This is a genomic window from Proteiniphilum sp., from assembly GCF_040307845.1.
GTDB lineage: Bacteria > Bacteroidota > Bacteroidia > Bacteroidales > Dysgonomonadaceae > Proteiniphilum.
This window is the reverse complement of record NZ_JAWRIS010000015.1, coordinates 1-18,493: the sequence shown is the minus strand read 5'-3', so window position 1 is coordinate 18,493 and position 18,493 is coordinate 1. Positions and strand designations below refer to the sequence as shown.

16 protein-coding genes, 1 pseudogene and 1 riboswitch are annotated in these 18,493 nt (G+C 43.0%); of the genes and pseudogenes, 13 read left to right on the top strand and 4 right to left on the bottom strand.

All coding sequences use genetic code 11. The features are described from left to right. Positions 1-162 precede the first annotated feature (162 nt). Positions 163-1,797 (bottom strand): chaperonin GroEL, encoded by a 1,635-nt coding sequence (groL, locus tag ABV001_RS02925; protein WP_352421433.1) that lies wholly within the window; start codon positions 1,795-1,797, stop codon positions 163-165. 65 nt (positions 1,798-1,862) lie between these two features. Beyond that, a complete protein-coding gene (locus tag ABV001_RS02920) occupies positions 1,863-2,135 on the bottom strand; it encodes a co-chaperone GroES (RefSeq protein ID WP_352421432.1) in 273 nt (90 codons plus the stop codon). A 351-nt stretch (positions 2,136-2,486) separates the two neighbouring features. Between ABV001_RS02920 and ABV001_RS02915 the strand changes: the two genes are divergently transcribed. The 13 genes from ABV001_RS02915 to ABV001_RS02855 all read left to right on the top strand — a co-directional run bounded on the left by ABV001_RS02915 (position 2,487) and on the right by ABV001_RS02855 (position 17,467). Further along, the gene (locus ABV001_RS02915) at positions 2,487-3,803 is read left to right on the top strand and encodes a cobyrinic acid a,c-diamide synthase CobB (RefSeq protein WP_352421482.1); all 1,317 of its coding nucleotides are present in this window, start codon (positions 2,487-2,489) and stop codon (positions 3,801-3,803) included. Between the two features lie 86 nt (positions 3,804-3,889). Further along, a riboswitch (cobalamin riboswitch) is annotated at positions 3,890-4,099 on the top strand. Positions 4,100-4,236: 137 nt separating this feature from the next. Next, a complete protein-coding gene (locus ABV001_RS02910; protein WP_352421431.1) occupies positions 4,237-6,288 on the top strand; it encodes a TonB-dependent receptor in 2,052 nt (683 codons plus the stop codon). Further along, a complete protein-coding gene (locus ABV001_RS02905) occupies positions 6,285-7,448 on the top strand; it encodes a YncE family protein (protein WP_323423616.1) in 1,164 nt (387 codons plus the stop codon). Before ABV001_RS02910 ends, ABV001_RS02905 begins: the two co-directional genes overlap by 4 nt. 28 nt (positions 7,449-7,476) lie before the next feature. Further along, a complete protein-coding gene (locus tag ABV001_RS02900; protein ID WP_502929829.1) occupies positions 7,477-8,814 on the top strand; it encodes a hypothetical protein in 1,338 nt (445 codons plus the stop codon). Between the two features lie 79 nt (positions 8,815-8,893). After that, positions 8,894-9,046: a hypothetical protein gene (locus ABV001_RS02895; protein ID WP_323423618.1), complete on the top strand. Its 153-nt coding sequence runs from the start codon at positions 8,894-8,896 to the stop codon at positions 9,044-9,046. Positions 9,047-9,077: 31 nt separating this feature from the next. Then, positions 9,078-10,856: a DUF4465 domain-containing protein gene (locus ABV001_RS02890; protein ID WP_352421430.1), complete on the top strand. Its 1,779-nt coding sequence runs from the start codon at positions 9,078-9,080 to the stop codon at positions 10,854-10,856. A gap of 102 nt (positions 10,857-10,958) precedes the next feature. Further along, positions 10,959-12,098 (top strand): ABC transporter substrate-binding protein, encoded by a 1,140-nt coding sequence (locus tag ABV001_RS02885; RefSeq protein ID WP_352421480.1) that lies wholly within the window; start codon positions 10,959-10,961, stop codon positions 12,096-12,098. 14 nt (positions 12,099-12,112) lie between these two features. Beyond that, positions 12,113-13,123 (top strand): FecCD family ABC transporter permease, encoded by a 1,011-nt coding sequence (locus ABV001_RS02880; protein ID WP_352421429.1) that lies wholly within the window; start codon positions 12,113-12,115, stop codon positions 13,121-13,123. A gap of 1 nt (position 13,124) precedes the next feature. After that, positions 13,125-13,886: an ABC transporter ATP-binding protein gene (locus tag ABV001_RS02875; protein ID WP_352421428.1), complete on the top strand. Its 762-nt coding sequence runs from the start codon at positions 13,125-13,127 to the stop codon at positions 13,884-13,886. A 123-nt stretch (positions 13,887-14,009) separates the two neighbouring features. Beyond that, positions 14,010-14,855 (top strand): ABC transporter substrate-binding protein, encoded by an 846-nt coding sequence (locus tag ABV001_RS02870; RefSeq protein WP_352421427.1) that lies wholly within the window; start codon positions 14,010-14,012, stop codon positions 14,853-14,855. A 49-nt stretch (positions 14,856-14,904) separates the two neighbouring features. Further along, positions 14,905-15,435, top strand: a complete 531-nt coding sequence (locus ABV001_RS02865) for a cob(I)yrinic acid a,c-diamide adenosyltransferase (protein ID WP_352421426.1) — start codon at positions 14,905-14,907, stop codon at positions 15,433-15,435. Between the two features lie 41 nt (positions 15,436-15,476). Continuing rightward, complete coding sequence (locus tag ABV001_RS02860) at positions 15,477-16,484, top strand: FecCD family ABC transporter permease (RefSeq protein WP_352421425.1); 1,008 nt, start codon at positions 15,477-15,479, stop codon at positions 16,482-16,484. A 176-nt stretch (positions 16,485-16,660) separates the two neighbouring features. Next, positions 16,661-17,467: an ABC transporter ATP-binding protein gene (locus tag ABV001_RS02855; protein ID WP_352421424.1), complete on the top strand. Its 807-nt coding sequence runs from the start codon at positions 16,661-16,663 to the stop codon at positions 17,465-17,467. Positions 17,468-17,471: 4 nt separating this feature from the next. On the opposite strand, the gene gmhA is transcribed toward ABV001_RS02855, so the two are convergent. Together gmhA and ABV001_RS02845 are read right to left on the bottom strand one after the other, a co-directional pair. Further along, complete coding sequence (gene gmhA / locus ABV001_RS02850) at positions 17,472-18,059, bottom strand: D-sedoheptulose 7-phosphate isomerase (RefSeq protein WP_323423627.1); 588 nt, start codon at positions 18,057-18,059, stop codon at positions 17,472-17,474. Positions 18,060-18,069: 10 nt separating this feature from the next. Beyond that, positions 18,070-18,493: pseudogene (locus ABV001_RS02845) on the bottom strand (alpha-galactosidase); the annotation flags it as partial.

Below are 18,493 nucleotides of genomic sequence, written 5' to 3'. Positions count from 1 at the left end.
TACCGGTTAAAACAATCTCCAACAAACCGCTGCCCGGAAGCAACAAATTGACACAGATAAGCTAACCCCTCTTTCTTTCTAACAAAAAAATAAGGCGGATGACTTTCAAACTCTCGTTTCGTCATCCGCCCTGATAGCGTATCAATCTAATCTATTTTAAGATTACATCATGCCGCCCATTCCGCCGCCGCCCATAGGAGGCATTGGTGCCGGGTTGTCTTCTTTTTTATCGGTGATCACACACTCAGTCGTGAGGAACATGCCGGCGATGGAAGCCGCATTTTCCAAAGCCACGCGGGTCACCTTCGCGGGATCGATCACACCTGTCTCGTAGAGATTTTCGTATTGATCTGTACGGGCATTATACCCGAAATCGGCTTTGCCTTCACGTACTTTCTGTACTACCACGGCGCCTTCTTTTCCGGCGTTCGATACAATTTGACGAAGCGGTTCTTCGATAGCACGTTTCACGATCTCGATACCGGTGGTTTCGTCCTCGTTCTCACCCTTCAGGTTTTCGAGTGCTTCAATAGCACGTACATAAGCCACACCGCCACCGGGAACAGTTCCTTCTTCCACCGCTGCACGGGTAGCCGAAAGGGCATCTTCCACACGGTCTTTCTTCTCTTTCATTTCCACTTCGGAAGGTGCACCCACATAAAGCACTGCTACACCGCCTGCCAGTTTGGCCAAACGTTCCTGCAGCTTTTCACGATCGTAGTCGGAAGTGGTTTTATCAATCTGTGCACGAATCTGCCCGATGCGGTTGCTGATGGCTTCCTTCTCGCCATTTCCATTTACAATGGTAGTAGTATCTTTGTCGATCGTCACTTTTTCAGCACTCCCCAGCATATCGAGGGAAGCGTTTTCCAAGGTGAGGCCTTTTTCTTCGGAGATCACCACGCCACCGGTGAGGATGGCAATATCTTCCAACATCTCTTTTCTGCGGTCTCCAAATCCGGGCGCTTTTACTGCGGCCACTTTCAACGATCCGCGCAGACGGTTTACCACCAGGGTAGTGAGTGCTTCGGAGTCGATATCTTCAGCGATGAGCAATAGTGGCTTTCCGGTTTGGATTCCTTTTTCGAGGATGGGGAGCAGTTCTTTGATTGCCGAAATTTTCTTGTCATGGATAAGGATCAGCGGGTTTTCGAAATCCACTTCCATCGCTTCGGTATCAGTCACGAAATAGGGAGAGATATATCCGCGGTCGAACTGCATACCTTCCACCACGTCCACATAAGTCTCGGTACCTTTCGCTTCTTCCACGGTGATCACCCCTTCTTTGCTTACTTTCTGCATCGCTTCGGCGATCAGTTTACCGATGGTTTCATCTCCGTTGGATGAGATTTTGGCCACATTTTCGATCTTCTTCAGGTCATTGCCTACTTCCACAGCCTGGCTCTTCAGATTCTCAACCACTGTGGTCACAGCTTTGTCGATACCGCGTTTCAAATCCATCGGATTGGCACCGGCAGTCACGTTCTTGAGTCCCACACCAATAATAGACTGAGCCAAAACGGTAGCGGTAGTCGTTCCGTCCCCGGCATCATCATTGGTTTTAGAGGCTACCTCTCTCACCAGTTGAGCACCCATATTCTGGAAAGCATCCTCCAATTCGATCTCCTTTGCTACGGTCACACCGTCTTTAGTGATCTGGGGAGCACCGTATTTTTTATCAATAATCACATTACGGCCTTTAGGACCCAATGTTACTTTAACGGCATCTGCCAATTCGTCCACACCCTTTTTCAGAAGGTCGCGGGCATCCATGTTGAATTTAATTTCTTTAGCCATGTTTATTTCGATTTTTGTATTGTTTTTTTGTTTTATTAAAACAGATTAAATCTCCCATCAATCTCTTATTCGATGATTCCCAAGATATCAGACTGACGCATGATCAGGTGTTGCTCCCCATCGATTTCAATTTCAGTGCCTGCATATTTTCCATAAAGCACTTTGTCGCCTTGTTTCACGACCATCTCTTCATCTTTTGTACCTTTTCCGACGGCTACTACTTCACCTTTCAGTGGTTTTTCCTTTGCCGTATCGGGGATAATAATTCCACTCACTGTTTTTTCTTCTGCAGTAGCCGGTTTTACCAGCACTCTGTCTGCCAATGGTTTAATGTTCATACTACTAAAATTGATGTTAATATAATTAATGTTGTTTCTTTTAATGACAATACCTCAACTGCGAATTCTGTGCCAAATTTATTCAAATCCCTTTTCTGCCAAAAAAACAATTGGCCCGAATACAAACTGACAAATTTTCTGCCAAAATTTCAGTTTATTGGTAATACTGTACCTTGGAAAATGGAAAGGTGGAAGGTGGAAAGGTGGAAAGGGAGAAAAGGGGGGAAAGTGGAAAGGTGGGAAGGGGAAAAGGTGATTTTTTATGCAAAAAACGTATCTCTCTTCTGTAAATTTGGTTGTCAATTTTATTGGGCTGTGGATATGTCTGAACTTTTATGTACTTTTGACGTTATGACGAAATCTCAATTCTTAATAGGGGCTTCATCGTCCGGAAGCGGCAAAACCACCTTGACGATCGGATTATTACGGGCACTCAAAAACCGGGGGGTACAGGTACAGCCGTTTAAGTGCGGCCCGGACTATATCGATACGAAATTCCATGAACTGGCGGCAGGTAAACCCTCAATCAACCTCGACCTGTTTCTTTCCTCACAGGAGCATGTAAAGCAATTATACTCTACTTACACATCGAGTTGTGATGTTGCTTTGACCGAAGGAGTAATGGGACTTTTCGACGGATATCACAAATGGCAGGGCAGCGGCGCGCACATTGCCGGATTGCTCGATATCCCTGTTATATTGGTGTTAACTCCCCAATCAATGGCTTACTCCGTGGCACCCATCCTGTACGGTTTTAAAAACTTTCATAAAGACATATCCATTGCAGGAGTTATCTTTAACATGGTCAACTCCGACAGCCATTACCGTTTTTTGCAGGATGCCTGCAATGATGTAGGGATACCCGCATTGGGACGCCTTCCCAAAAACAACGACCTGGAAATCCCGTCACGCCATCTTGGCTTGAATATCGACCGCAACCTGCTTTTGGATGAGTTTGCAGAGAAAGCGGCCGGTTTCATGGAGCAACATCTCCCCATTGATGAAATATTGGAAAGAACAATCAAGAGCACTATTACACAAGATCCTGTTTTCCGGCACAAACCTTTCCACGGCAAGCCATTGATATCAGCAGTCGCATCGGACGAGGCTTTTACTTTTTATTACCATGAAAATATCGAGTACCTGAAAAATAGAGGAACGGTTACTTTTTTCAGTCCGATGCACGACAAAGAACTGCCCGACGCCGATTTTGTATATCTTCCGGGGGGATACCCGGAGTTGTACCTCGACAAGCTGAGCGAGAACAAATCCATGCAGGAAAGCATCCGCCGTTATGTGGAGCAAGGCGGACGGTTGCTGGCCGAGTGCGGTGGCATGATGTACCTCTCTTCATGCATTGCCGATAAAACCGGAAAAGAGTATCCCATGGCAGGTATCTTTAAACAAAAAGCCAGTATGGAGGGGATGAAACTCACCCTGGGATACCGTCAATTCACATCAAACGGAATCTGTGTAAAGGGACATGAATTTCATTACTCATCCGTCTCCGGAGACGAGGCAAGTATTCTCACCCAATACAACGCCAGGGAAATTCCGGTCGACACGAAACTATTGCGCTACAAAAACACCATTGCCGGATATACGCATATCTACTGGGCAGAAATGGATGATTTGATGGGGCTGTTCAATCAGGAAAAACATCATTGATCAAACATTTGTAATTAAGAATCCTATCATATAGATAATACCTATACCTTATCATCTCATTATTCTTATTGTACAAAAAAGAACTATCTTTGCACCCGATTTTTGGTGTTCCGCTTGTGAAGTCTCGCAATCGGAATGAAAAGGGAATCAGGTGAAAGTCCTGAACAGACCCGCTGCTGTAAGCTCCATTGATCATCCTTGTACAATACTCATTTCCACTGTTCCGATTTCTGGAATGGGAAGGACGTACCAAGGAGGAGTAAAGTCAGAAGACCTGCCAAAGAAATTCGTTCAAAGCTTTCGGGAAAATAAAGCTGAAGACATCAACAAAAAATTGATCTCTGTCACATTTATTTGAAGTTATTGGGTTCTTCTTTATTCTTCAAATGTTTTAAATTCCTGCAAGCTAATTGGTAATATTCAATTGGCTAAAATGTACTGTATTCGGAGCCGGAGGATTTTCTTTTTCTTTTTTCTATTGACATTGTCTTTGTCAGTTAGATCTCAGCACCAACTGGATAGTATACAATATCTGGATGAAGTCATTATTACAGCCAAATCATACAAAGAAGTGATTCCTGCTCAAAAGCTTACCGGTGAAGAATTAAGACAATTAAATAGTTTTTCCGTTGCAGATGCAATTCGCTATTTCTCCGGCATACAGATCAAGGATTATGGCGGTATTGGAGGTCTTAAGACGGTAAACATACGGAGTTTAGGAACTCACCATGTAGGAGTATTCTATGACGGCATCCAATTGGGGAATGCACAGAATGGACAAATCGACCTGGGTAAATTCTCCCTGGACAATATGGAAGAGATTTCTGTATATAATGGTCAAAAAAGTGATATCTTTCAACCTGCTAAGGATTTCGGCTCTTCCGGATCGGTTTACTTACGCTCTCGGACACCCGCATTTAATGATGGGAAAGATTTTAATCTAAAAACAACCATCAAAACCGGTTCTTTCGATTTGATCAATCCTTCCCTATTGTACGAACATAAGCTAAACGATAAAATCAGTACATCTTTCAACGTAGAACTTATTAATTCTTCGGGGAAATACAAATACCGTTACAAAAGAGTCTATCCAAATTCTGATCAGGTGATGTATGATACAACAGCTGTCAGACAAAATGGGGACGTATACTCCTCAAGATTGGAAGGCGGGCTCTATGGTATTACTTCTGATGGATATTGGAGATTTAAAACATACTTTTACGATTCAAACAAGGGAATTCCAGGTGCAATTGTGAACAATGTATGGAAAAATTCCCAACGTCAGAGGGATAGAAATTTCTTCGCACAAGGTTCATTTCAACAAAGTATTTCTCCCAAGTACGAGGTACGAGGCAACGTAAAATATGCCTATGATTACATGAATTATGTCAATCCCGACACAACCCTCATGCTGATCGACAATACTTTTAAACAACAGGAGTTATATATCTCCATCGCCAATAAATATGCTATTACCAACAATTGGGATATCGCCCTATCTGCCGATATGCAATATAATACCTTGCGTTCTGATTTGGATGGATTTGTTTTTCCAAAACGACTTACCACGCTTATCGCTCTTGCATCGGCATTGGAAATAGGGAAAATAAAAATGCAGGGAAGCCTTTTGACAACTTTGGTTCGGGAAAGAATCAATTCCGGTAACGCAGCCCAAACTGGTTCTGTAAAATCGGCGCCTGGCAAAAAGGAGTTTACACCTGCCTTTTTCATTTCTTATAAGCCATTTAGTGTCCAAGATCTGAACATAAGGGCATTTTATAAGAATATCTTCAGGATGCCCACATTCAATGACCTTTATTACACCGACATCGGTAATATCGCTTTAAAACCGGAATTCACCCATCAATACAATCTTGGGATCCAATATGGGAGACAGTTACAGAACTTGTTTATCGATCAGTTGCAGGTACAGGCAGATGCTTATTATAATAAAGTAACAAACAAAATTGTAGCGGTACCCAAAGGAAGTGGACAATATCGTTGGATGATGATGAACCTGGGAGAAGTGGAAATACGGGGAGTGGATGTGTCCACCACGACAGCCCATCAGTTGCCTTTTGACCTGTTACTTAACATAAGGCTTTCCTACACTTATCAGAAAGCTCAGGATTTCACAAAACGCAGTAGTGAGGAATTGCAAAAGATAACCTATGGAGGGCAAATTCCTTACATACCGTGGCATAGTGGTTCTGTTATAGCCAATTTATCATATAAATTGTGGCATCTCAATTATAGTTTTATCTATGTGGGCGAGCGTTATCATAACTCCGCCAACATCAAAGCAAATTATGAACAGCCATGGTACACCCATGACATGTCACTAATCAGGAATTTCAAGGTACAGAATATAGATATGCGCCTGGCTGCAGAAGTAAATAACCTGTTGAGCCAGGATTACGAAGTGGTGCTTAATTATCCTATGCCAAAACGTAACTATAAGATTTCTTTAACAGTAGAATTATGAAGAAGTATATATTTATAATAGGCTGTTTACTATCCATGTTATCCGGACTCTACGGTTGCCGGGGTGATGTGGAAATGCTCCTGTCGGAAGAAGAAGACTCAGGAGATTCACATGGGTCAGTAGATTATAAAGGATTTTATCTGCTTAATGAAGGCAATATGGGATCTAATAAATCCACATTAGACTTCTTCGATTTTGAGACAGGAAAATACACACGCAATATTTACGCGGAAGTTAATCCGTCGGTCCCCAAGGAATTGGGAGACGTAGGCAATGATATTGGCATATACGGCAGTAAGCTATATGCCGTGATCAACACCTCGAACAAGGTAGAAGTAATGGAGGCCAATACGGCCAGGCGAATTACGCAAATAGATATTCCAAATTGTCGTTTCATTCAATTCCACGGGAAATATGCCTATATAACCTCTTATGCCGGGCCTGTAGTGATTGACCCCAACTATGAACAATTGGGTTTTGTAGCAAAGGTGGATACCGCTACACTCAAAGAGATAGACAGATGCCTTGTCGGTTTCCAGCCGGATGAACTGGCCATCGTGGATAACATGATTTATGTGGCCAATTCCGGGGGATATATGGGAGCAGGAGAAACATCCGGATATGAGCGAACCGTTTCGGTCATCGATATAGGAAGTTTTAAGGAGGAAAAGCGAATAGATGTGGCCTATAATCTTGAAAGAATTAAAGCCGATAAAAGAGGTAATCTCTGGGTAAGTTCCCGGGGTGATTACTACACCCTCCCCTCGCGTCTGTTTTTTATCGATAAAGGGAAGCAAATAGTAACAGACACCATTCCTCTGGCAGCATCCAACTACTGGCTCGATGATGAGCTACTCTATGTGTATGGATCGGAGTTCAGCTATATCACGAACGGATGGACCATGTCTTATTATGTGGTTGATACGCGTACACGCCAGATTGTAAGGCAGAATATTATTACCGATGGGACCGATGAAAAGATTGAGAAGCCCTATGGGATTATGGTACATCCGGAAACAAAGGATATATATATCACAGATGCGGGAGATTATGTCACGCCGGGACTCTTATACTGCTTTACCAATGAGGGAAAGAAAAAATGGGCCATACGTACTGGAGATATTCCCGGGCATTTTGCCCTCTTGCCAAAGCAACAATAGATGAATGTATAAATAAAAATAATAAACGATGAAATCCTATTTTAGTAAATCAACCACGTTTATCCTCATCATTTTTCTGGTGATGGGGAGTATAGTCACTTCCTGTGGTGATGATGCACCTGAACCTTATCTGTTACAGAAAGGAGATATTACTGTGAATGTTCCTGCAGAAGGTTTTATTGCTGAAATCGATCAGCTCTTCAAGATAGAAGTGATGACTGTATCCGACGAAGGCCTTACCTATGAATGGTTCATGGATGGAGAAAGTGTGTCTAAGATCAAGACTTTTGAGTATATGTTCGACACCAATGGCGTATATGACCTGAATCTGGTTGTCAGGCAAGGAGAGCTTCAGTACGAGTATCCTTTCACCGTTAAAGCGGTGTTTTCAGGAACTCCTCCCCCTCCGATAGAGGGGGCCTCTCCGTATATTACGAAGGTAATTGATTACATGCCTGCTGTGGGACAATTTACGAATAAGTTACCCAAATATGAAGAAGGGGATACGCAAGAAATAATGAATGAAAAGGTGCTGGCTGCTATTGGGAACAACAAAAAGGGTATGATCACCTTAGGCGGGTATGGTGGATATGTGGTAGTCGGTTTCGACCACACGATCCAGAATATCAAGGGAAAGCGAGATTTCAGGGTATTGGGGAATGCTTTTTATGCGAATGCCAATCCGGATCCGGGAGCCCCGGATGGCGGGAGTTGCGAGCCGGGTATTATTATGGTGGCCTACGACAAAAACAACAATGGAATACCCGATGCCGATGAATGGTATGAAATTGCGGGGAGTGCCCATGAGGACCCCACAAAGGAACTATGGTACGAAAAAGCAAAAAATAACGGAAATAATGTGAATCTGTATCGCAACTATGAGATCACCTATTACAAACCGGACGAAAACAAAGAGCCGGTGAAGGACACAGACCAAGCGTATGCAACCGATGCAGAATATATTAAATGGAAAGACAATCAGGGGAATACAGGATACAAAGTAAAGAATATCTATCATCAACAATCCTATTATCCCCAATGGGCGACAGGCGATGAGTTGACGTTCCGTGGAACATGCCTGCCGCAAAATGGCGTGGACGAAAGCGGAAAAGGCAATTATTTCGTTTTGTATAAATTCCATTACGGTTATGCGGACAATGAAATAAACAATAAAGATGATGCGGCCATAGATATTGACTGGGCCATCAATGCAAAGGGGCAGAAAGTAAGCCTTCCCGGAGTGGATTTCATCAAGATCTATACCGGCGTGAACCAGGAGAATGGCTGGCTGGGGGAAAATTCCACCGAATTTTCAGGAGTGGAAGATCTTCATCTCTTACAAGTAGATATAGACACACGTAAATAGGGGTATTTACGAAAAAAAATAATTTACAAACAATGAGTATTCTACAACAATTTCAGTGTAATGATTAAATGTGAAAATTATGGAGACAAAAGAACAGATTAAAAGAACAAATGAAGTAGATGAAATCTACGAAAAGCCGACAATTGAAGTGATAGAAATGGAGATGGAAGGCATACTCTGCGCGAGTAGCGATGGTGATGGTTTTGGTGATGGAGGCGGAGGTCTTTGGTAATCATAGAACAAGTAACAATTAAAAAAATAAAATGATGAATAAATTTCGATTATTAGTAACGGTCATCGTACTGGCTTTATTGGGAGCATGTACGGATATTGATGAGTTGGGCAATATCGACAACGGTCAAGTACAAAATCAAAAGATATCGATTAGTGTAAGTGTGGATGATGGGATTTCTACCCGGGCCGGAATTGTGGAAGGCAATACCCACTACGTGAGTGGTGAGGAGTTCTACTGGAGCGAGGGGGATGAGATTCGTCTCTATTTTGTAAAAGATGGAGGTAGCGGAGAAGTTATACCCAATGCATTATTTGAGGCTGAAAACGTAAACGGCAATACCGCTGATTTCACAGGAACAATACCCAATGGACTGAACGGTACGTACCATATCTATGCTGCCAAAGATTTAGAGCAGACAAGTCTTTCCTCAACCCAACTCAAAGGATTATTACCGCAGAATCAGACACAGACAGGGAAGAGCTCCAATGGGATTGTATTGCCGATGCTCTCCTCACCTATCCAGAGTGTACAGATTGTAAATGGGGCATTGACCGGCAACCAGTCTCTCGATTTTAACCTGAAACAGTTGAATTCATTGTTACGCTTTACGTTAGAGAACAATACTTCACAGGCTATGACCATAGAAAAAATTGTTATCAGCGTGGAAAATAGTGAAGGTGCATCCGTTGCAGCTTTTGCCAATGAAGCTACCATAGAGATGAATTCGGGAACAGAAATCAAATGGGACAATATAGGCTCCGCTTTATCCAACGAGATGGCCTTGGAAATAGAGCAAAACGGAACCGAAGCAACCATCGCGGAAAATGGTAAATTTGACGCCTATTTATCTGTATTACCGTCAGAAGGTTTTACCAATGGCAATAGTTTTGTGGCAGAAATAAACCTTAAAGGAGCAGATGGCAAAAGTTATATGCAAAAAAAGAAATTAACCATTTCTAATAGTGGTGATTTTGCTTTTCTCTCTAATGGACTTGAAGCGGGGATGCGTTATTATTTTGTATCAGAATTGACAGATAGTAGTATAGAGAAAGTTAGAATTCGCTATACTATAACCTTTGAAGATTCATATTATGATGATTTTGTAGTTCATAAAAATTATTCTGGCGTAACATCAACCACTGAATGGTCCGGTTGGTCCGGCAATCGCTATCCAGATTGGGTAGATCCTGTAACACAGCTTTCTGTATCAAGACGTCCAAGTATGGTCGGTGGAGGAACTATGGAAGGATATCCTTGGTTCGTATCATCCTATAACTCTAACTCGTTAGATACCGGAACATTTGGCTATTTTACACATGACTTATACGTATACAATCCTGATGGAGAAGAAGATAGTACTACGGGAGGAGGTAATAATGGCTCAGATAATTTTTTAGTCACGTATGGATATATGGATTTAGATTTTGACTATGGAGATGGTCGGCCAATCTTATCATTTGAGGACAATAAGGCACGTACAATAAAAGGCCTTTATGTAAATTCAACAAACTACTTTATTGCTGTAGCTCTTGCAGGAAATCCCCTCTCACCACCCTTAGGTGAAGGTGAAGATGTAAAATTAATTGCTACAGGTTATGATGCAGATGACAATGAAGTAAGCAGTACGGAGATGACTTTTGCTACCTTCGAAAAAGCTGTCACTGAATGGACATACTGGGATTTGTCATCGTTAGGAGACATTGTAATGTTAAGAATCAATATGACTGGAGGTACTGATAATGGCTACGGTTTCAGCCTACCTGCATATTATGCTGTAGATGACATTACTATCGAATGGGAAGAGTGATTATTAACTATAGATTAGTAACGATTTAAAGTAGAAATACCAATTGTAAAGGTAGCCGGAGATGATCTCCGGCTACTTTTACACTTTACATACTAAATAATGATGAATAGGTTTCCGCAATCTATATTTTTTGTCATAATTGTCATCCTGTTTTCAGGCTGTACAAATAAAAGCAGTTCTCTGGAAGAATATAACCGGGTTATTTACAAGCCCGCTTATGCTTCCGGATTTGAGATTATCGGATCAGAAAACAGCCAGAGTACAATACTTAAAGTAAGGAATCCATGGCAAGGTGCAGAAAATGTGGAAACGATGCTGTTCATTGCCCGTAATGGTGAATCCGCACCCGATGGATTCAGGGGAGAAATCCTTCATGGTGATGCCAGTAAAATCATTTGCATGTCCTCCACCCACATTGCCATGCTGGAAACGCTCAATGAAGTAGAACGGGTTGTAGGCGTATCAGGTATTGATTTTGTTTCTAACTCGCATATATCAACCAATAAGTCGAAAATTGGCGATGTGGGTTATGACGGAAATATCAATTATGAGCTGCTGGTCTCACTCGATCCCGACCTGATCCTGTTATTCGGCGTAAACGGAGCCAGCGGCATGGAGCCCAAACTAAAGGAGTTGAACATCCCATTTGCCTATATTGGAGAGTACCTTGAAGAATCACCCCTTGGCAAAGCGGAATGGTTAGTGGCTATCTCTGAAATAATCGACAGGCGTAATACGGGCGAAGAGTTATTCTCTTCTATCCCCATTCGCTACAATGAACTAAAAGAAAAGATAGCCAACACCGCATCGGCAAACCCTAAAGTCATGATCAACACACCTTATGGCGATTCATGGTTTATGGCTTCATCCGAAAGCTATTTAGCCCAACTCATCTCAGACGCCGGAGGAGACTATGTGTATAAAAAAAACAGTTCCAACAGGTCTTTGCCTATTGATATGGAAGAAGCCTACTTACTGACTTCCCAGGCCGATGTATGGATCAACGTGGGGGCAGCCACCACATTACATGAACTGAAATCGATGTATCCTAAATTTGCCGATACCCGTTGTGTACAGAATGGTGCTGTATATAATTCCACTAAGCGTATGAATGCATCGGGGGGTAATGATTACTGGGAATCAGGGGTGATTAGTCCGGACATAGTATTGAGAGACTTGATCAAAATCTTTCATCCGGATCTTATTGCAGAAGATTTTTACTACTACCAGAAACTCCTATAATCTTGAGGAATTCCATGTATACGGCATCACACAGTCGAACCTTATTCATCATTTTAACACTCTTGCTGGTGTTGCTCTTCGCGGTAGACCTGTCAGCAGGTGCTGTCAATATTCCACTGAGTGATGTATGGGCTGCATTGACCGGAGGCGAGTTGCCGGAAACCACAAAGAAAATCATCCTGAACATCCGTCTGGTCAAGGCGGTAGTAGCCCTTGTAGCGGGGATCGGGTTGTCTGTCAGCGGACTTCAGATGCAAACCCTGTTTCAAAACCCTTTGGCCGGTCCCTATGTGCTGGGTATCAGTTCCGGTGCCAGTCTGGGTGTTGCCCTATTCCTCCTTGGTGCTCCAATGCTTGGCACTGCCGCAAATTCAATCTTTTCAACGCTGGGTGTGGCAGGAGCCGCATGGATCGGAGCAGCCGCCGTATTACTTATTATTTGGACACTCAGCCGTCGTATCAAGGATATCATGGTTATCCTGATCCTGGGAATGATGTTCGGTTCAGGGATAAGCGCTATTGTACAGATACTGCAATACATGAGTAATGAAAATGCGCTTAAAACATTTGTTACATGGACAATGGGATCTTTGGGAGATGTCACCACTGCCCAACTGGCTTTATTATTACCCGCCGTCATTGCCGGATTGGTTTTATCTGTCGCGGCCGTCAAACCGCTTAATTTATTGCTTCTGGGAGAGAACTATGCCCGTACGATGGGATTAAATATTGGCCGTACGCGGCAATTGATCTTTCTTTCAACCATACTGTTTGCCGGGACAATAACAGCATTCTGCGGTCCTATCGGTTTTATAGGGCTGGCGGTACCCCATGTGGCACGTATTATTTTCAGGAATGCCGATCATCGTATTATGATGCCTGCCACAGCACTATTGGGTGCCATTATCATGTTGCTTTGCGATCTTATATCCAAGATGCTGGCACTCCCTATTAATTCGATTACCGCCCTGATGGGAATTCCCATTATCATATGGGTAATTATCCGTAAGAAAAATATATTCTGACATGATTCATTTGCAAAATATTACCATAAGTTATAAGGATAATATTCTACTGAGGGACGTTTCTGTAACAATGCCAACAGGAAAACTGATCGCTCTGATTGGACGTAACGGAAGCGGCAAGTCCACTCTTCTCCGTGCGATAGCAGGATTAGGCGAAGTACGCCAGGGAACAATCCTACTTAATGGTCACAACCTTGAGGCAATGTCCACCTATCAACTTGCCACCACAGTCTCTTTTGTCACCACGGAGAGAGTACGGATTGTAAATCTTCGTTGCCAGGATGTGGTAGCCTTGGGACGTGCCCCCTATACCAACTGGATCGGCCGGATGCAATCACGAGACAGGAAGATTGTAATGAAATCACTTGAGTTGGTAAACATGCAGAATTATATGGACAGGACTATGGATCAGATGTCTGATGGAGAATGCCAACGGATAATGATTGCCCGTGCATTGGCACAGGATACTCCCATAATTCTTCTGGATGAGCCAACCTCATTCCTTGATTTACCTAACAGGTATGAACTCTGTTCTTTGTTAAAGCGGCTTGCGCATGATGAAAGCATGTGCATCTTTTTTTCGACCCATGAATTGGATATTGCCGTAACAATGTGTGATGCAATTGCGCTGATCGATTCCCCCCAACTACACTATCTTCCTGTTTCGAAAATGGTTGAGAGTGGGCATATCGAACGTTTATTCAATAGTTCTTCTGTTGGTTTCGATGCGCACAATTGTAGTGTGAAAATGACAGAGAAATAAAATGAGTTTAATTAATCGCAGATAAGATATGGTTGATGGACGACCACTCCCAAATGCATAGCCTTTAAAGTATTTATTATACCTTTGTCTTTTATGTACGACAAGAAGTAAACTCAATAACTGATGAAAAAAATATTTCTTTTCTTATCTATTCTTACGGTTCTTACGGTATTTACCGTACAAGGACAACCCTATACACGTATCGTGTCGCTGGCGCCCTCATTCACGCAAAGCCTCTATTATCTGGAAGCGCAGGATAATCTGGTGGGATGTACAAGCTATTGCGAAGCAGCCAAAGGAGACAACAAAGAGATCGTATCCTCTGCTGTAAAGGCAAATGTTGAAAAAATCATCAGCCTGAAACCCGATCTGGTACTGGCATCCGGATTGACCAATCCCAAAGACACGGAATTACTGAAAAAGGTCGGGATAAAAGTAGAGGTCATTTATTCCCCGAAATCTTTTCAGGAAATCTGCGATCAGTTCATCCGGATAGGAGAACTGGTCGGTAAAACCGAAAAAGCCAATGCGTTGGTAGGCGAAAGCAAACGTACAATTCAAGAAATAGTAGAAAAGAACAAACATAATACAAACCGGAAAATGTTCTTCCAGATCGGGGCAAATCCGCTGTTTACCGTCATCCCCAATACGTTTATGAACGACTATATGACATTGCTGGGGATCGAAAACATTGCCGGAGACCTGACACAAGGTACCGTTACACGCGAATTTGTCATCGCAAACAATCCCGATTACATCTTTATCGCCACCATGGGGATTGTGGGGGAAGAAGAACTGAAAACATGGAACAGGTACTCCAGTCTGAAAGCAACCAGAAAGAAGCAAATTTATATCATTGATTCCGATATCGCCTGCCAACCCACACCTGTCACTTTTGTTCAGACAATAGTATTGATGAATCAGTTGATGGAAGAACCAAAAACCAAGAACCAAGAACCAAGACAATAAGACAATAAGACAAGATAATTAAAGAAATTGTAGCCCAATTGATAATCAAATGAAGAAATTAGGATTAATACATATCTACACCGGCGACGGGAAAGGGAAGACAACTTCCGCCGTGGGACTGGCCGTACGTGCCTTGGGAAGTGGATTCAAGGTCTGCTACTGCTCTTTTCACAAACGTCCGGAAAAATACGGCTATGCCGAAATGGAAAGCCTCAAAAAACTGGGCGCGACGGTATTGAACTTTGCCAAAGGACATCCGCATCTGGATAAAAGCATTGATGAGAACCAGATCAAAAGAGAAGTTCCGGAAGCCATACAAACCATAAAAGAGATGCTGGCTTCGCAACATTACGACCTGCTTATTCTGGACGAAATCCTTATTTCCGTCCGCGACCAATACCTGGACGAACAGATTTTGCTCGATTTTATACAATCCAAACCAACTGACACGGAGCTCGTCATGACCGGTAGGGCTGCCACGGAAAAGGTAATGGAACTGGCAGATTATGTTACCTTCTGCAAAAAACTGAAACACCCCTACGATCGAAAAGTAAGAAGCCGGAAAGGGATTGAGTACTAAGACCGGCTTAATTCCCGAAAGAGCTATCGAATAACCAAAGGATGAGACAAAAAGGATGGATATGGGGTATATATGTCCTGCTACTTTTAGTGGGATTACTCGCTGCATCCATGTTGTCATTGGGGATGGGAGAAATCCCAATCCGGCTCGGGGATTTACCGCATTTTTTTTCTGATAAAGAGAGTATGGAGTATGGTGTATTGGCCTATATCCGCATCCCCCGAACATTGCTCGGACTGGCTATCGGCGGAAGCCTTAGTCTGGCCGGTGCCATATTACAGGGAATATACCGGAACCCGTTGGTAGAACCCTACACACTCGGCATTTCCGGTGGCGCATCATTGGGAGTCACCTTTGCCATTGTGGCAGGACTACATCTGCTCAATATCCTGTTCCTGCCGTTGGCAGGATTTATCGGCGCTTTCGCGACCATCTTTCTTGTATATACCCTCAGCCTTGGAAGAGGCGGACTCAGTGTCAACCGGATGTTGCTTATCGGCGTCATGATCAGCTTTATCTCCTCTTCCCTGATGATGTTTCTCATGTCCGTCACTTCCACAGACAACATTCACGGCATTGTTTTCTGGATCATGGGTTCGCTCAACGAATCGAACAGTACCATGATCACGGTAATGATCGTACTTTCACTGTTCTGTCTGGTTGTATCGTATCTGTTCGTGATGCCCCTCAATGCACTGCGACTGGGTGAGGAAAAAGCCAGACACCTGGGATTTAACGCAAACAGTGTGATCCGTATCCTGTTTATTGTCACATCGCTGCTTACCGGGGCATGTATTGCCGTGGCGGGAATCATCGGTTTCGTGGGCCTGGTTATCCCACACATCGTACGCCTGTGGGTGGGTACCGATTACCGCATACTGCTTATCTCATCCTTTCTGAGTGGCAGCATATTCCTGATCCTGTGTGATGTGATGGCACGCACCATTATTTCACCCAATGAACTTCCTATTGGGGTGATCACCGGTATTGTAGGAGGCGTGGCCTTTATCGTTTTATTGAGTAACTCAAGACGGAAAAAAGTTAGATAATGTACCAATGTGTATAATGTGTCAATGGGACTAATGGGATAATGGGATTAATCCCGATCACTTGTCCCGATTTATCGGAAAATCGGGACAAATAGTGATGATTTACTTTAATTTTTCATAATTGGTAATTGGTAATTAGTAATTGGTAATTAGTAATTGGTAATTTATAATTTAACATGATTCCTTTCCTCGACATACAAAATCTCTCCTGCGGGTATAGCAACGGCTTTCGGGTGCACGACATTAATTTGTCGCTCAATGAAGGATCGTTTGCCGGGATCATCGGGCCCAACGGATCGGGGAAAACCACGCTGTTCAGGGGAATCTCGGGTACGTTACCCCTAAAAGATGGATACATCCTGCTTGAAGGAACTGATCTGTCGAAACTTACATGGAGGGAAAAAGCTCAAAAGCTCGCCATCGTTTCACAATTCTCAGAAATGGCAGAACTGTCGGTAGAAGAATATGTATTGATGGGGCGACTCCCCTATCGTCAACAATTTCAGTTCTTCGACAGGAAAGAAGATATTGAAATAGCTCATCACTACATGCATCTGACCAACACTTATCGTCTGCGTAATAAGTCGATGACAGAGTTGAGCGGCGGTGAGCGACAAATGGCCAATATCGCCTGTGCCCTGTCGCAACACCCGTGCCTGTTACTACTCGATGAACCTACATCACATCTCGACATCACCCATCAGATACGGTTTATGAATCTGATCCAGCGGCTGAACGAAGAGATGAAACTAAGCGTGATGATGATCGTACACGATCTCTCACTCGCCGCTGAATATTGTGATTTCCTGCTGATGATGAAAAACGGTACAACCTTTTGCCAGGGGACACCCGAAGAGGTAATGACCTATGAGCATATCGAAAAAGTGTACGATACGGTGGTGATCGTAAAAACCAATCCCGTATCGGGCAAACCGGTGGTCTTTCCCGTATCCGAACAACGGTTGAAGAACGGTAAGAAATAGTGGTTCAGTATCCCAGTTTCGCTTCAATAAGCTGGATCAAGATGTGAATCACCTTAATATGTATCTCTTGTATTCTGTCCGAGAAAGGTGTGGCGGGGCTTGCAATCGTAACATCGGAGATTTTTTCAAGTTTATTCCCTCCTTCCTTTGTCAAAGAGACAATTCTCATATCCAGGTCTTTCGCCTTGCGTGCCGCTCTGACAACGTTCTCCGAGTTTCCACTGGTGCTAATGGCCAAAAGTACATCATTTTTATTTCCTGTCGCTTCGACAAATCTCGAAAAAACCTCATCAAACGAAAAATCATTTCCTACACATGTCAAATATGCCGGATCATTAATCGCAATTGCAGGATAGGGTTTCCGATTATTTCTATATCGTCCGGTCAGTTCTTCTGCAAAATGTGCTGCATCGCACATTGATCCGCCATTACCACATGATATTATCTTTCCGCCGCCAGCCAGACAATCAGCCATAATTGTCGCAGCCTGATCTATCAGTTTTATATTAACCGGCTTATCAATAAACTTTTGCAAGGTCGACAAAGCCTCAGACAAACTATGTATAATTTTATTCATATCGTTCATGTCCATTCTGAAATAGTTACTTTCCATATTCAAATATCAGTGAACTACGGGGTTCACTTAAGGTCAATTGTAGGCCTTTTCTCAATTCATCCCCCGTTTTGACAAAGTCCTCGCCGGTATCTCTGTCAGTAAGTGTGTAAGTTTTCTCCGGATCAACGGCCGAAAGTTTGACCATTATAGTTTCATCCGGACTTTGATCTCTTCTGAAAGCTACTATTATGCCTGTGTCATCAGAAGGTCTGTGTAATTGATATGCCAACCAGATATCATCCGTTGTCATATCTTCATAAGAGGTCAATGGATAATAGTCTTCATAAAAATAAGGTCGTACATCCATGAATTCCCTGAAACATCTCTGCATCTCCGTAAAAGAGGAGGAGGCTTCCGTTATTTTCCAGTTGAAAATGACAGATGTACCTAAACTCGAACGGAAAGTAAAT

Coding starts and splice junctions, on each gene's coding strand:
- groL (WP_352421433.1), bottom strand. CDS start 1,797: ATGGCTAAAGAAATTAAATTCAACATGGATGCCCGCGACCTTCTGAAA.
- ABV001_RS02920 (WP_352421432.1), bottom strand. CDS start 2,135: ATGAACATTAAACCATTGGCAGACAGAGTGCTGGTAAAACCGGCTACT.
- ABV001_RS02915 (WP_352421482.1), top strand. CDS start 2,487: ATGACGAAATCTCAATTCTTAATAGGGGCTTCATCGTCCGGAAGCGGC.
- ABV001_RS02910 (WP_352421431.1), top strand. CDS start 4,237: ATGTACTGTATTCGGAGCCGGAGGATTTTCTTTTTCTTTTTTCTATTG.
- ABV001_RS02905 (WP_323423616.1), top strand. CDS start 6,285: ATGAAGAAGTATATATTTATAATAGGCTGTTTACTATCCATGTTATCC.
- ABV001_RS02900 (WP_502929829.1), top strand. CDS start 7,477: ATGAAATCCTATTTTAGTAAATCAACCACGTTTATCCTCATCATTTTT.
- ABV001_RS02895 (WP_323423618.1), top strand. CDS start 8,894: ATGGAGACAAAAGAACAGATTAAAAGAACAAATGAAGTAGATGAAATC.
- ABV001_RS02890 (WP_352421430.1), top strand. CDS start 9,078: ATGATGAATAAATTTCGATTATTAGTAACGGTCATCGTACTGGCTTTA.
- ABV001_RS02885 (WP_352421480.1), top strand. CDS start 10,959: ATGAATAGGTTTCCGCAATCTATATTTTTTGTCATAATTGTCATCCTG.
- ABV001_RS02880 (WP_352421429.1), top strand. CDS start 12,113: ATGTATACGGCATCACACAGTCGAACCTTATTCATCATTTTAACACTC.
- ABV001_RS02875 (WP_352421428.1), top strand. CDS start 13,125: ATGATTCATTTGCAAAATATTACCATAAGTTATAAGGATAATATTCTA.
- ABV001_RS02870 (WP_352421427.1), top strand. CDS start 14,010: ATGAAAAAAATATTTCTTTTCTTATCTATTCTTACGGTTCTTACGGTA.
- ABV001_RS02865 (WP_352421426.1), top strand. CDS start 14,905: ATGAAGAAATTAGGATTAATACATATCTACACCGGCGACGGGAAAGGG.
- ABV001_RS02860 (WP_352421425.1), top strand. CDS start 15,477: ATGAGACAAAAAGGATGGATATGGGGTATATATGTCCTGCTACTTTTA.
- ABV001_RS02855 (WP_352421424.1), top strand. CDS start 16,661: ATGATTCCTTTCCTCGACATACAAAATCTCTCCTGCGGGTATAGCAAC.
- gmhA (WP_323423627.1), bottom strand. CDS start 18,059: ATGGACATGAACGATATGAATAAAATTATACATAGTTTGTCTGAGGCT.